The following is a 13,738-nucleotide window of genomic DNA, read 5'->3' as shown; positions in this document are numbered from 1 at the left end:
GAGAATTGGTACATTGTTATATTTTTAGATTGTTATATTTTTTAAATTATTTCGTCCAGCAATTTATTCATTTTTGCAAGATCTTCTTTCATCACCTGCGCGTAAGGATCCTGTGCTTTTTTGATCAGACCCAGAGCTTCGGCGATCATTTCAACCGGTTTTCCTGTTTTTAGATGAAGCTTTTTTGCAAATTCTTCGTCCAGATTCTGGGTATCAATCAGAAGATCCATTCTCACTTTATTCAGAAAATACTGAGCTTTTTTGGCCATCATATCATGAAAATCACCTTCCTGCAGATACAGATTACCGATGCTTTTCACAAAGTCGACAGACGTATTTTTTAACGGTTCTATAATCGGTACGATGCGCTGTTTCCTTTTCGCATTAAAGAAAATAAATAGCACAAGCCCACCCAGCAATATCCACCATGCATATTTCAGGGCCGGATGAGATAGGATAAACCTCAGGAAAAACTGTGAAACTTTTGCATCACTTTCTACAAACCAGACGGTTTCCTGATCCTTCAGGTATGAAAAAACATCCTGTGCATATTTTACGTTTCCACGTTTTAAAAGATAATAATTCGTGACAAAAAGCGGTTCGCAATGAACATAAATGTTTCCTTTTCCGAATGTAATTTTAATAAAATTAGCCTGATCGGAATTATTCTTCTCAACCGTTTTACCTAACACCTCAACCCCTTTTTTTATATAGGTAAAACCTCTTCCTGACGGAAATTTATCGAGATGAATAAAATCATTCTGATACGTTTTATCCGTAAGCTTTAAAACATTTTCGTCTTCAAAAGAAATCTGTGAATCATAAAAGCCTATGCTGTCTGAAATATCTTTCGGCATTTCACTCGCAATCAGCATCGCATCCGATCCTTTTGAAACCTCATCGAGAATTTTATTCCATGACTGCTTGTCAATCTCTTGTTCTATGACAAGAATGTTATGGATTTTCTTTTCAGACTGATAATAATCGTACGGCGTTTGTTCTATTTTTTTAACCTTATTTTTAAAAAGCGTATTGATTTCCCTGTTAAAAACAAACAATCCGAAAGGAGACTTCTGATTGATATCGAAATTTTTTCTCCAGTCCGTACTTTCCGTTTTGTTCACTTCAAACAACGCCAGAATAATCATCACAACGATGAAAATCACAGCATATATTTTGAAAGTTTTATTCATGATAAAAGTTACGGTTTAAAGGATTGATACTGGGTTTTAAATTTCTGGTAGCTTTCCTCAGAAATATTGAATTCTCCGTACCATACATAATCAAAAATGTATGACAGATTAAAAAATTCGTCCTTGAGAGGCGCAGATTTCAATTCTGCAACATAATCTTTATTGGTTTTTTCGGGATTCCAAATAATCAGTTTTTTATCGCTTAATTTTTTTAATACAAACAAAAACTGGTACCGCACCGCAGAACGGAAATCTCCGGATTTTTCAAATTTCAGGATGCTCTCAGGAAAATTGATTTCATGGATGTTTTCATGAAGCTCCTCATCTTTGATATTTACCTTTTTATTTTTCTTTCCAAACAGGAAGTTTCCATCTTTTCCGATAAGATATTTAATGATAAAATAAAGCAGAAAACCGACCAGGATGATCGCAAATAAACGCACGAGAATTCCAGCAATATTGCCGGACTTTGTGAACACAGTTTCTCCAAAAATGCTGTTCAGGATTTTTGCAATCTTAGCCATGAGCTTTTGCCACAAAGACAATCGCGGTTTTACTGTTGTATAGTCAAAATCTTTCCCTTTGTATCTCGACTGAATATTGTCTTTAAATTTTTTAGGGTAAAGTGTATTTTCAGTAACGGGCTTTTGCAGCAGAACAGAATCTGCACGGTACATATTTTTGTAGTGTCCCGTATTCAGAGAATCGATATAAACTTCCGCGACCGGTGGCGGCGGATCGTCCTGTGTCTGCGCATTAATAGGGCCTGCAGAGATAAGAATCAGTAAAATTAAAAAAAACTTATTCATTAATTCCGATGGTATCTATTTCTGCCAGTTCCACTTTTTGATGAAGGTCTGTACGGCTGTCGTAATACATTAATCCCGAATTGATATACAGAACGTTCATCAGCAAGGTTGAAATAATTGAAGAAATCCCGTATAGAATAAAAAATAACATTCCGAAACTTCCCACAAACGGATTATTCTCAAATTGTGCATCAGGAGCAGTGGTAGAAAGTTTTATAAAGAACAGAATCATCGGAATTGAAGAGAAAAATATACTTACGATATAAAACAAAATTGCCATGATAAGCGTCCCTCCCCAATATTTCCAGTATGGAGATTTTTCTCTGCCGTTCGTATATGAAAATTGTGAACGTACAGCATAACTCAGTGATTCAAAAAAGCCTCTCTTGCCATTAAAATAATCATAGCAGAGAAATGTAATAATATTGAATAACGTAGGCCCGACAAAAAGCATCAGCGCAAGCCCTATGATAATGAAAATAAGGATGTATGAAATTCCGAAAATAATGGTTGCGCCCGGCAGCACCAGGAAAGTCAATCCGAAATAGGTTGCGATAACTTTCTTTCTGTTTGACTTAAAATCACTTAAAATGTCATCTGCTTTAATATTGATTTCCCCTTCGGCAATTCTTCTCATGTAGAAAACCGGAAATAGGAAATTGATAGTGATCAGTGCTGTAGAAAGTATAAACAGTACTATTCCCGAAATAATAAATACTCCGAGATTATCATTGAAAAACTGTTCAAAATAATAGCTTTGTCCGCTGATATTAGACCCGAAAATAACTCCGAAAAACTCCTTGTAACCGAAGACTATGACAATGACCATAAGAATCAACAGCAAGCCGTTGAGAAGTAAAAAATTTTTAAAGTAATTCTTTCCGTATAATTTGAAAAATGCAAAACTATCTGTTATGAAAGTTCCAAAATCTCTCTTTTTATAAAACTGCATCATGGATTTGGGTATTAATTTTTCTGTTGACAATAGAAGGATATATGCAATAGTAAAATCCTATTACGAACAAAGATCCGAAGATAATGATTAAGTTTAAAAATAAAGGCATTTTCAACGCGTGTCTTGTGACATATCCTTCGATAATTCCGGCACAAATGGTAAATGGCACTGTACTTAAGAATATTTTAAATGAATCTTTAAATCCGTACTTAAAAGAATTAAACCTTGAAAACGTACGCGGAAATAAAATAGATGCTCCCAGGATCAATCCGCACATCGCTTCTACTACCATGGAAAATATTTCGAAAACGCCATGAAGCCAGATCCCTCTCGCGCTGTCCTGCAATGCTCCGTAATCATAAAAAAAGTATTGAAATGAACCAAGCATCACACTGTTTGATAAAAGCGCCCATAACGTACCCACACCGCCGAAAATTCCATAAATATAAAGTTTGGCTCCAACTCCGATATTGTTGAATATAATTCCGATCGTACTTCCCCAGGTCGAACCACTTTGGTATATGCCGACCGCATTTCCTGATTTTATATTTTCAATCGTCTGATTAACGTATCCTTCTCCTAAAATAACATTGGCGAAATCTTTATCATAGATCGCCGAAAGTACCCCGATAAGCGTAAATAGTGTAAAAAACAAAAAGGCATATCCAAGATATCTTCTATACTGATAAACCAGCAGCGGAACCTCCGTTTTGAAGAAATACAGAAGGCGGTTTTCCTCAACCCTTTTTGTTTTGTAAATTTTCTGAAAGATCTGTGAAGACAGATGATTCAGGTAGACTGTCGTGTTACTTTTCGGGTAATAGGTCTGTGCAAAAGAAAGGTCATTGATAAGATTAATGTACAGCGATGACAGGTCATCAGGATTTTTTTTAATTTTCCCCTGGATAACCTGTTCGATTCCCAACCATTTTTCTTTATTTTGTTTAATAAAATAAACTTCTCTCATAACTGTAAGGCTAAAATAATAAAAATTATGTCTCAAATTGCGATTAATACTTCACAAAATGTAAATATTAATTTCAACATTGCCAGTGTTGGAGACCGGATCGTTGCGTTTATTATTGATCTGATGATAAAAATAGCATACGGAATTGCTGTGCTTTATACTTTTTTCAATATACTCGACCTTGGTTATCTGTTTTCCGGTATGGATCAATGGTCGATAATGGCCATCTATATTATCCTTCTTTTCCCTATATTCGTTTATCCGGTCGTTCTTGAAAGCCTTATGGAAGGGCAGACTCCGGGAAAGAAAGTAATGAAAATCCGGGTGGTAAAGATCGACGGTTATCAGGCTGGATTCGGAGATTATCTCATTCGCTGGGTTTTCAGAATTATTGACACCTCTTTTGCGGGAGTAGTTGCCCTGGTTTCTATGATTGTTTCTAAAAACAACCAACGTTTGGGAGATATTGCATCAGGAACGGCGGTCATTTCTTTAAAGAATAAAATCGATATTTCTCACACTATTCTAGAAAATATTAAAGAAGATTATATCCCGACATTCCCTCAGGTTATCGCACTGAGTGATAATGATATGAGAATCATAAAAGATAATTATTTAAAAGCTTTAAGAGTAGATGACCGGCAAATCATCAATAAACTGTCAGATAAAATCAAAAGCATCCTGAAACTGGAAGTCGACCCTACCAAAATGACAGAAAGACAGTTTATAGGCGTTATTATTAAAGATTATAATTATTATACCGGGAAAGATAATTAATTGAGTCAATTATCTATTGGGCTTTGCCAATGAATGGTGAATTAATTCAATCTTAAATTGACGAACGAAAACGAATTGACAATTCACCATCTCGGTGTGGTTTTTGTAGTTTTATGGTCATTAAAACTTATGATATGAAATTTGAAAATAATAAATCAGGAAACGGGGGGAGTCATTACTTTAAATAATGAAATTAAAGAAGTAGGCAGGTTAACGTACACGATTTTTCCCGAAGAAAATAAATTAATTATTTCATTTGTATTGGTTCATCCTGAATTTGAAGGTCGCGGAATGGGAAAATATCTCGTAGAAGAAGCCATAAAATTCGCAAGAGAAAACAACTGGAAAGTTTATCCTCACTGCTCTTACGCCAGATCTGTGATGACGAGAATGAATGATGTTGATGATATTTTTTTGAATAAATAAGAATATTTAATTCCCTATAGATTAACAAAGACCGTTTTTAGCGGTCTTTTTTTGATTTAATACGATTTATTTCGGAACAGTTGGTATTCCAGGACATTGTACTCCATTACAATTCACAAATCCGCACGGTGGCAGCTTTGGATCACAACATGAGATCACACATGGAGAATTTTTATCTCCTGCATACAGATTTTTCAATTCATTTTTAGACAGAGCCTTAAATTTTTCGATTTCTGATTTTTTTCATTTAATAATTTTTTGGTGGTAATAAAATATTGGCTTTCAATAACGTAAAGATAGTTATTTATCTTTTACAATATCAAACCCTTAAGAGATAAACTAAAAATGCAAGACCTCATTCAATAGTATGCTTTCAATGTCGTCAGGATAATCTACATGAAAATAAAGATCAGAATTTACCCAGTTTTCAATTTCTGTTTTATCTAAAATCTTAGAATTCGGAATTCCCATTTTATCTAAAGCGCAGGCATTACATTCCTGCTCATACTGGTTATGGATCGGAATGACAAACAGCTTTTTATCCATAAATAGTGCTTCCGCAGGACTTTCAAAACCTGCGTTACAGAGAATCCCTTCACAGTTTTCAAATGCCTGCAGATACTGAAATTCATCAATAGGAAAAACCTCAACATTATTTTCTCTAAACTGAAGTTTAGAATATTTTGAAAAAACTTTCCACTTAACAGGAATTTGCTTTAAAACTTTAATGATATTTTCATCTGAAAAACTTGGAAGATATACCAGATAAAAACCTTTTTTGTTTGGATTTAGATTTCTGATTTTTCTTCTGATAACAGGCTTTTTGATCTGCGGATGATAACTTTCAAAATGAAAACCAATTCTTCTTTTACTGGGAACATAATATTTCAGCACCAATTCTCCAAAAAAAGTCTCTCTTTTCCGGCTTAGGAGTTTCTTTGAATAGCATAGAAGCCTGGTGACTCAGTTCAATCATCGGGTATTTTCTCATTTTACATGCCCAGCCGGTAAGTGGTTCGTAATCATTAATGATCAGATCATATTTTGAAAGCTCAATTTCATTAATGGTCTTAATTGCTTCAATAAAACTATTATCCGTAAATGTTTTCCGATAGGATAAGCCGCCTGCTTTATTATAGAGTAAGGAAATACCTTTATGTTGATAATTAACATCAAAATCGGCCTTTAATTGTGACTGGTGACCACTTATCAAAGTCTCGACTGAAGCATATTTTTTTAAAAGGGGAACAATTTCCTGTGCTCGCGCTACATGACCATTTCCTGTTCCCTGAAATGCATACAGGATTTTCATTTCGTAAAATTGGTTACTATTTTTAAAAGCTCCTCGCTGTCAATATCTTTGATTTCATCTGTTGTGTCGTCTTTCAGCAAATGTTTGTGATCTTCATAATAAAAGATTTTCCATTCTTTATCATGATATTCCAGAGCGGAAAGATTTTCGATCCAGTCTCCTGAATTCAGATAAGTACAGGAACCTTTTTTATTAACTACTTCACGGATTTGTGGCTGATGGATGTGTCCACAAATTACATAGTCATAATGATTGTCGATAGCCAGTTCAGAAGCGGTAAGTTCAAAATCACCGATATATTTTACGGCTTTTTTCACATTATTTTTAATCTTTTTTGAAAACGAATATTTTTCCCTACCCATTTTCTCCAGAAACCAATTTACAACATTATTGATAACAATTAAAAGATCATATCCTTTTCCGCCGAGTTTGGCAATCCATTTTGAATGCTGAACAGATGCATCGAAAACGTCACCATGGAAAATCCATGTTTTTTTATCGTTAATATCTAAGCAGATTTTGTTGCAGACTTTCAGCTTACCCAATTCGAAGTCGGTAAACTTCCGGAACATCTCGTCATGGTTTCCAGTGATGTAGTACACATCGGTATTTTTTGTCGCCAATGAAAGGATCTTCCTGATCACCTTCAGATGAGGCTTAGGAAAGTAAGACTTTTTGAATTGCCAGATATCAATGATATCACCGTTCAAGACTAAAGTTTCAGGCTGAACAGAATTAAGATATCTCAGTAACTCTTTAGCCTTACATCCATAAGTTCCCAAATGAACATCCGATATGACAACTAATTCAACGTTTCTTTTCATAATCTTATGCAAAGAAACTAATTGAAAATTAACTGTATATGAATGTTATATTATTTTTTACAGCGTTTCCATCATCTCTTCTGTAATTTCCATGTTGTGATAAACGTTTTGTACGTCATCATCATCTTCGAAACGCTCAAGCATTTTCATATTAGCTTTAAACTGCTCTTCATTCACTTCTTTTGTATTATTCGGAATTCTTTGAAGTTCTGCGCTTTTCGCTTCAATTCCTAACTCGTCCAGTTTGTGAGATAAAGAACCAAAATCTTCAAAAGCCGTTGTAATCATTACTTCTTCCTCATCTTTTTCCACATCTTCCGCACCTCCGTCAATCATTTCCATTTCAAAATCATCCCAATCCATTTTGATTTGGGCTAAATCGATGGTAAAAATACCTTTTCTGTCGAATATAAATGCGAGCTCACCATTTTTACCAAGGTTACCGTCAAACTTGTTAAAAACAGCTCTTACGTTGGCAACAGTTCTTGTAGGATTATTTGTTGTACATTCAACAAAAAAAGCAACTCCGCCTTGTCCATATCCTTCGTAAGTAATTTCTTCGTAGTTTTCAGCATCTGCACCGCTAGCTTTTTTAATAGCTCTTTCAACATTATCTTTTGGCATGTTAGCTCCTTTTGCATTCTGGATACATCTCCTCAATGCAGGATTGGCTTCAGGATCTGATCCACCGGCTTTTACTGCCAGCGCAATATCCTTTCCTATTTTAGAGAAAGTTTTGGCCATCTTATCCCATCTGGCCATTTTAGAAGCTTTTCTATATTCAAACGCTCTTCCCATTTTATTTTTAAATTTTTAACAAAATTACTTAAAAGTCAACAAAAAAAAAATACCCCCCAGAAGACTGGAGGTATTTATATTTAGAAAAATTTAATTATTTTTTCTTTTTAACTACTTTTTTCTTAGTAGTTTTTTTAGCAGCAGCTTTTTTAACTTTTACTGGAGCTGGATCTTCGTAGTCTCTTTTCTTAAGAGATTCCCACTGAGCAGCATCTTCAATGGCAGTTACAACTACTTTTCTGTCTACTTGTCTTTCTGCATCAGAAGCGGTAGCAGGGATAGTAGCTTTAGCTTTACCAACACCGATAGATTTAAGAGCATTAGCATCTACACCTCTTGCATCTAAAGCAGCAACTACAGCAGCAGCTCTTTCTCTAGATAATTTCAAGTTGTAAGCTTCAGATCCTTTAGCATCTGTTCTACCTTCTAGTAGATAGTTACCTCCATCTTTCTTAATGATTTCAGCAGCTTCATCTAGAGCTGGTTTAGATTCAGCTTTAATAGTTGCTTTGTTGAAATCGAAGAATACACTTCCTAATTTAGTTTCAACATCTTTAGCTGTTACAGTTTTAGGTTTAGGACATCCGTTGTATTCTGGAAGACCTGGAACTGTAGGACAAGCATCATCTTTATCTAAGATTCCATCGCCGTCAGTATCTGGCCAAGGACATCCGTTATTTTCTGCAGGACCTGCAACTGTAGGACAAGCATCATCTTTATCGATTACACCGTCACCATCAGTATCTGGCCAAGGGCATCCGTTGTTTTCAACCGGACCTGCCACATCTGGACATTGATCGTCTTTATCTGGAACTCCGTCACCGTCAGTATCAGGACATCCCTGAAATTCTGGTAAACCTGGTGTATCAGGACACAAATCGTCTTTATCTAGGATACCGTCCTTATCTCTGTCTCTGTTACCAAATCTGAAGTTTAATGAAGCAGAAGCTTGCCAGAAGTTTGCAACACCTGATTTGTCACCTGGAGTTGAAACATAATCTCCCTGAACACCTAAACCGAAGTTTTTAGTAACCCAGAAGTTAACACCAGCACCGGTAGCAACAGTAAAGAAGTTTGCCTTACCGTTTTCGTTACCACCTTCACCGTTACCGATAACGTCACCGTTAGCATCAGTTCTAGGGAAAGTAAGAGATGTGTAGTCATGTCTCAGATAGTTAGCACCTACTCTTAAATACGGATCGAACCAAGATTCTTCATTCCATAAAAGACCTGCAGCTTTTGCCTGGAAACCAAGACCTGTCATTAACATGAATTCTTTACCCATGTTAAATCTCTTGTTTTCAACGTTACCTACAGTAGTTTGCCAATCGATTACTAAACCTTTACCTATGTTTCTAGCAACAGTAAGCTTAGATAATGGCGGAGTAATAGAGAAGTTGTTCATGTTGAACATTGTCTTCGTCAAATTATTAGCAGAGAACGTATTACTGAAGTTGGTTCTCTGTGCCATATGGTTTTCCGCGTGAGCACCAACTCCGATTAACCACGGATTGTTGGTAGTCTGAGCGAACACAGTAGAAGCGACAGTAAGCGCCAATGCTGAAATTCCTAATTTTAGATTTTTCATAGAATTAAATGATTAAATAATTGATAATGCAAAATAAATATAATTTTTCTTTATATACAAAGTTTTTCCGATGATTTTTAACTTTTCTTTAATATTCTGTCGAGGTTTCTTTTATTTTCTCTATCTTTAATGCTCTCCCTTTTATCAAAGAGTTTTTTCCCTCTTCCAAGGGCAATCAGCACCTTTGCTTTTCCTCTGTCGTTAATATATAATTTTAAAGGTATAATTGTGTTTCCTGCATCCTTTAATTTCTTCTCGAGTTTCTGAAGTTCTTTTTTGTGCAACAGCAATTTCCGTTCCCTTTTTGTTTTATGGTTGTAAAATGTACCCAATTTATACTCATCAATCATCATGTTAATAATGTACAGTTCCCCATCAATAAACTGGCAGAAAGATTCTGCGATGGAAGCCTTGGAAGAACGCAAAGATTTTATTTCCGTACCTGTAAGCACCATTCCTGCCTCATATTCTTCCAGAATTTCGTACTCGAATCTGGCTCTTCTGTTAAATATATTAACTGTCTTTTCGATCTTCATCTTAAAAATTTCTTTTTTAAATATATAAAAAATATCCCACATTAAAAACTTGAATATTACATTATTACGAAATACCCAAATTCTTTTCGTATTTTTGCGCCAAATTTACAAAACTATATGTTAACAGTATCTAACTTATCTTTACAATTCGGGAAAAGAGTTCTTTTTGACGAGGTAAACATTATGTTTACGAAAGGAAACTGCTACGGGATTATCGGAGCAAATGGTGCAGGAAAGTCTACATTCCTTAAAATATTGACAGGAAAACAAGACCCAACAACAGGACACGTATCTTTGGAACCTGGGAAAAGAATGTCGGTTCTGGAGCAGGATCACTTTGCTTATGACCAATATACGGTGCTAGAAGCGGTTTTGAGAGGTAACAAGAAATTATTCGAGATAAAAGAAGAGATGGACGCGCTTTATGCGAAAGAAGACTTCTCTGACGAAGACGGAATTAAAGCAGGAGAACTAGGTGTAATCTACGATGAAATGGGTGGCTGGACTGCCGAATCTGATGCGCAGACAATGCTTTCAAACGTAGGTATTAAAGATGATATGCACTGGCAGATGATGAGCGAGCTTGAAAACAAAGACAAAGTAAAAGTTCTTTTGGCCCAGGCGCTTTTCGGAAATCCTGATGTGTTGATTCTGGATGAACCTACGAATGACCTTGACATCGATACAATTTCATGGCTCGAGGATTTCCTTGCAGATTATGAAAACACAGTAATCGTTGTATCTCACGATCGTCACTTCTTAGACACAGTATGTACACATATCGGTGACCTTGATTATGCTAAGTTAAACCTTTATACAGGTAACTATACTTTCTGGTACCAGGCGTCACAATTAGCAACGAGACAAAGAGCCCAGGCTAATAAAAAAGCGGAAGAGAAGAAGAAAGAACTTCAGGATTTCATTGCGAGATTCAGCTCAAACGTTGCTAAAGCCAAGCAGGCAACGGCGAGAAAGAAAATGATCGATAAATTAAACATCGATGATATTAAACCATCTTCAAGAAGATACCCGGCAATCATTTTCGAAATGGAAAGAGAGGCGGGAGACCAGATTTTAGATGTTAAAGGTTTAGAAAAAACGAAAGATGGCGAATTATTGTTCTCAAATATCGATTTAAATCTTAAAAAAGGAGACAAAGTTGCGGTATTGTCTAAAAACTCATTAGCCATTACAGAATTTTTTGAAATTCTAGCAGGAAATACTGAAGCAGACAAGGGAACTGTTGCCTGGGGAGTCACCACAACACAGTCTCATATGCCTTTAGACAACACCAATTTCTTTCAGGAAGATTTAAGCTTGGTTGACTGGTTGAGACAATTCACCAAAAATGATGAAGAGCGCCATGAAGAATTTGTAAGAGGGTTTTTAGGAAGAATGCTTTTTTCAGGTGATGAAGCCTTAAAATCTTGTAAAGTACTTTCCGGAGGCGAAAAAATGAGATGTATGTTCAGCCGAATGATGCTTCAGAAAGCAAACATTCTTTTGCTGGATGAACCGACCAACCACTTAGACCTTGAAAGTATCACGACTTTGAACAACTCATTGTCCAACTTCAAAGGAAACATTCTATTGTCTTCTCATGACCACGAAATGCTTTCCACAGTCTGTAACAGAATCATTGAGTTGACTCCGCAGGGAATCATAGACAGAGAAATGACTTACGACGAATATCTTGCCGATAAAAAGGTAAAAGAATTAAGAGAAAAAATGTATTCTTAAATATTTAGAAACCGTTCATCCACTGAACGGTTTTTTTTAACATTTAGCCCAAACAATAAACTTTCCTTTTAAAATATATTTCCCTATTTTTGTGAAATGAGTCAAAAATGGATTTACAAGCCTGAACCCGATGAAGAAATTGTGGATGGATTAAGTTCGTCTCTTGGTTTTGGAACTTTTGAATCTAAACTCCTCGTTCTTAGAGGAATTGACAATTATCAAAAGGCCAGAGAATTTTTTAAACCGAACCTTACCGACATTCACAATCCTTTCCTGATGGCAGATATGCAGAAAGCGGTAGAGCGCATTGCAAACGCCATTGAAAACGGAGAAAAAATACTGGTGTATGGAGATTACGACGTAGACGGAACTACAGCCGTCGCGCTGATGTATCTGTATCTCAGCAAAATTGTGCAGAAAAAATATCTTGATTTTTATATTCCCGACAGAAATTCTGAAGGGTACGGAATTTCCACAGAGGGGATTGATTTTGCCAAAGAAAACGGATTTTCTTTAATTATTGCCCTGGATTGCGGAATCAAGGCATTGGATATGATTAATTATGCCCAAAACCTGGGAATTGATTTTATCATTTGCGATCACCATTTACCCGGTGAAGAAATTCCAAATGCAGTTGCAGTGCTTGATCCGAAGAGAAGCGATTGCCGTTATCCCTTCAAAGAACTTTCCGGATGCGGAGTAGGATTTAAACTTTGTCAGGGTTTAAATACGATCTACAAACTCCCCGAAGCGGAACTATTTGAACTTACGGATCTTCTGGCCATTTCCATTGCGGCCGATATTGTATCCATGACCGGCGAAAACAGGGTTTTGGCTAAAATGGGACTTAAAATACTCCGTAAAACACGGAATTTAGGACTAAGATTACTCATTCCTGAAGATAAACTTTCCCATTTTGAAATTTCAAATATTGTTTTCGAAATCGCTCCAAAGATCAATGCTGCCGGAAGAATTTCCCATGGAAAAGCCGCCGTTGAATTAATGGTTTCCGATAATCTGAAGCATGCCCATCAGATTGTAAGCGACATCATGAATCTTAATGATGAAAGAAGAGAACTTGATATGAATTCTACCCTTTCAGCTTTAAACCAAATCATTGAATCTCAGCAGGAAACAAAATACACAACGATTGTTTATCATCCGGAATGGAACAAAGGAGTGATCGGAATTGTGGCTTCAAGACTGATTGAAACCTATTACAAACCAACTTTGGTTTTTACCGACGGAAATAATGGAGAAATGGTTGCTTCGGCGAGATCCGTTTCGGATTTTGATGTTCATGAGGCGCTCGATATGTGTTCCGAGTACTTTTTAAAGTTCGGAGGACATCACGCAGCAGCAGGACTGTCGATGGAAAAAGATAAATTTGATGCCTTTAAGGAAAAATTTGAAAGAGTGGTTTCCGAGAAAATCAAAGAGCATCAAAAAGAACCTTCAATTACCATTGATTCTGAAATTCAGATTGATGAGATCAACCGGGAATTTATTAATTTCCACCGGAAACTGGGCCCATTCGGGCCACACAATATGAAGCCGATCCTGGCGCTCACCAACCAAAAGCTTTCAGGATATATTAAGACTATGGGAAAAGATAATAATCACCTGAAGTTTTATATCAGGCAGGAGTCTACCGGAAGAAATATTGAATGTGTAGGGTTCAAACTTGGTCAGTTTGCAGATGATTTCAGAACGAAAAGCTTCGATCTGGTTTTTACACTGGAAGAAAATCATTGGAAGGGAAATGTGACCCACTATCTGAATATTAAAGATGTTAAATTTAGAGATTAATACT

General features: G+C 36.1%; 13 protein-coding genes and 1 pseudogene. 4 read left to right on the top strand and 10 right to left on the bottom strand.

The genetic code is table 11. The features are described from left to right. Window positions 1-41: 41 nt before the first annotated feature. The 4 genes from AAHI02_RS15380 to AAHI02_RS15365 are packed head-to-tail and all read right to left on the bottom strand — an operon-like array spanning window position 42 to window position 3,924. Window positions 42-1,193, bottom strand: coding sequence for a DUF4350 domain-containing protein (locus AAHI02_RS15380; RefSeq protein ID WP_346983987.1), 1,152 nt, complete (start codon window positions 1,191-1,193; stop codon window positions 42-44). An 8-nt stretch (window positions 1,194-1,201) separates the two neighbouring features. Then, window positions 1,202-2,002, bottom strand: a complete 801-nt coding sequence (locus AAHI02_RS15375) for a DUF4129 domain-containing protein (protein WP_346983986.1) — start codon at window positions 2,000-2,002, stop codon at window positions 1,202-1,204. Further along, window positions 1,995-2,957, bottom strand: coding sequence for a DUF4013 domain-containing protein (locus tag AAHI02_RS15370; RefSeq protein WP_346983985.1), 963 nt, complete (start codon window positions 2,955-2,957; stop codon window positions 1,995-1,997). Before AAHI02_RS15370 ends, AAHI02_RS15375 begins: the two co-directional genes overlap by 8 nt. After that, window positions 2,941-3,924 (bottom strand): stage II sporulation protein M, encoded by a 984-nt coding sequence (locus AAHI02_RS15365; RefSeq protein WP_346983984.1) that lies wholly within the window; start codon window positions 3,922-3,924, stop codon window positions 2,941-2,943. Before AAHI02_RS15365 ends, AAHI02_RS15370 begins: the two co-directional genes overlap by 17 nt. 27 nt (window positions 3,925-3,951) lie before the next feature. On the opposite strand from AAHI02_RS15365, the gene AAHI02_RS15360 reads away from it, so the two are divergent. Both AAHI02_RS15360 and AAHI02_RS15355 read left to right on the top strand, forming a co-directional pair. After that, a complete protein-coding gene (locus AAHI02_RS15360) occupies window positions 3,952-4,701 on the top strand; it encodes an RDD family protein (protein WP_346983983.1) in 750 nt (249 codons plus the stop codon). 134 nt (window positions 4,702-4,835) lie between these two features. Beyond that, window positions 4,836-5,127, top strand: a pseudogene (locus tag AAHI02_RS15355) (GNAT family N-acetyltransferase). A 339-nt stretch (window positions 5,128-5,466) separates the two neighbouring features. Here AAHI02_RS15355 and AAHI02_RS15350 read toward each other — a convergent pair. The 6 genes from AAHI02_RS15350 to smpB all read right to left on the bottom strand — a co-directional run bounded on the left by AAHI02_RS15350 (window position 5,467) and on the right by smpB (window position 10,185). Next, window positions 5,467-6,021, bottom strand: coding sequence for a glycosyltransferase family protein (locus AAHI02_RS15350; protein WP_346983982.1), 555 nt, complete (start codon window positions 6,019-6,021; stop codon window positions 5,467-5,469). Beyond that, the gene (locus tag AAHI02_RS15345; protein WP_346983981.1) at window positions 5,996-6,439 is read right to left on the bottom strand and encodes a glycosyltransferase family protein; all 444 of its coding nucleotides are present in this window, start codon (window positions 6,437-6,439) and stop codon (window positions 5,996-5,998) included. The genes AAHI02_RS15350 and AAHI02_RS15345 overlap by 26 nt, the downstream gene beginning before the upstream one ends. After that, window positions 6,436-7,263 (bottom strand): UDP-2,3-diacylglucosamine diphosphatase, encoded by an 828-nt coding sequence (locus tag AAHI02_RS15340; protein ID WP_346983980.1) that lies wholly within the window; start codon window positions 7,261-7,263, stop codon window positions 6,436-6,438. Before AAHI02_RS15340 ends, AAHI02_RS15345 begins: the two co-directional genes overlap by 4 nt. Before the next feature lie 57 nt (window positions 7,264-7,320). Further along, window positions 7,321-8,061, bottom strand: a complete 741-nt coding sequence (locus AAHI02_RS15335; protein WP_346983979.1) for a YebC/PmpR family DNA-binding transcriptional regulator — start codon at window positions 8,059-8,061, stop codon at window positions 7,321-7,323. Window positions 8,062-8,155: 94 nt separating this feature from the next. Next, window positions 8,156-9,649: an OmpA family protein gene (locus AAHI02_RS15330; RefSeq protein ID WP_346983978.1), complete on the bottom strand. Its 1,494-nt coding sequence runs from the start codon at window positions 9,647-9,649 to the stop codon at window positions 8,156-8,158. A gap of 77 nt (window positions 9,650-9,726) precedes the next feature. Next, window positions 9,727-10,185 carry an SsrA-binding protein SmpB gene (gene smpB, locus AAHI02_RS15325; protein WP_076391926.1) on the bottom strand — a complete coding sequence of 153 codons (459 nt, stop codon included), beginning with the start codon at window positions 10,183-10,185 and terminating at the stop codon, window positions 9,727-9,729. A 117-nt stretch (window positions 10,186-10,302) separates the two neighbouring features. Between smpB and AAHI02_RS15320 the strand changes: the two genes are divergently transcribed. Both AAHI02_RS15320 and recJ read left to right on the top strand, forming a co-directional pair. Continuing rightward, on the top strand, window positions 10,303-11,925 hold the full coding sequence (locus tag AAHI02_RS15320) for an ATP-binding cassette domain-containing protein (RefSeq protein ID WP_346983977.1): 1,623 nt from the start codon (window positions 10,303-10,305) through the stop codon (window positions 11,923-11,925). A 96-nt stretch (window positions 11,926-12,021) separates the two neighbouring features. Next, window positions 12,022-13,734, top strand: coding sequence for a single-stranded-DNA-specific exonuclease RecJ (recJ, locus tag AAHI02_RS15315; protein ID WP_346983976.1), 1,713 nt, complete (start codon window positions 12,022-12,024; stop codon window positions 13,732-13,734). The last annotated feature ends 4 nt before the right edge of the window (window positions 13,735-13,738 follow it).

The organism is Chryseobacterium sp. POE27, assembly GCF_039727685.1.
GTDB lineage: Bacteria > Bacteroidota > Bacteroidia > Flavobacteriales > Weeksellaceae > Chryseobacterium.
Note: the sequence above shows the minus strand (reverse complement) of the source record. Positions and strands in the feature narration are given on the sequence as shown.

Excerpts from the sequence above, each read along its gene's own strand:
- AAHI02_RS15365 (WP_346983984.1), bottom strand. The coding sequence starts at position 3,924 with ATGAGAGAAGTTTATTTTATTAAACAAAATAAAGAAAAATGGTTGGGA.
- AAHI02_RS15370 (WP_346983985.1), bottom strand. The coding sequence starts at position 2,957 with ATGATGCAGTTTTATAAAAAGAGAGATTTTGGAACTTTCATAACAGAT.
- AAHI02_RS15320 (WP_346983977.1), top strand. The coding sequence starts at position 10,303 with ATGTTAACAGTATCTAACTTATCTTTACAATTCGGGAAAAGAGTTCTT.
- AAHI02_RS15380 (WP_346983987.1), bottom strand. The coding sequence starts at position 1,193 with ATGAATAAAACTTTCAAAATATATGCTGTGATTTTCATCGTTGTGATG.
- AAHI02_RS15345 (WP_346983981.1), bottom strand. The coding sequence starts at position 6,439 with ATGAAAATCCTGTATGCATTTCAGGGAACAGGAAATGGTCATGTAGCG.
- AAHI02_RS15330 (WP_346983978.1), bottom strand. The coding sequence starts at position 9,649 with ATGAAAAATCTAAAATTAGGAATTTCAGCATTGGCGCTTACTGTCGCT.
- AAHI02_RS15360 (WP_346983983.1), top strand. The coding sequence starts at position 3,952 with ATGTCTCAAATTGCGATTAATACTTCACAAAATGTAAATATTAATTTC.
- recJ (WP_346983976.1), top strand. The coding sequence starts at position 12,022 with ATGAGTCAAAAATGGATTTACAAGCCTGAACCCGATGAAGAAATTGTG.
- smpB (WP_076391926.1), bottom strand. The coding sequence starts at position 10,185 with ATGAAGATCGAAAAGACAGTTAATATATTTAACAGAAGAGCCAGATTC.
- AAHI02_RS15375 (WP_346983986.1), bottom strand. The coding sequence starts at position 2,002 with ATGAATAAGTTTTTTTTAATTTTACTGATTCTTATCTCTGCAGGCCCT.
- AAHI02_RS15340 (WP_346983980.1), bottom strand. The coding sequence starts at position 7,263 with ATGAAAAGAAACGTTGAATTAGTTGTCATATCGGATGTTCATTTGGGA.
- AAHI02_RS15335 (WP_346983979.1), bottom strand. The coding sequence starts at position 8,061 with ATGGGAAGAGCGTTTGAATATAGAAAAGCTTCTAAAATGGCCAGATGG.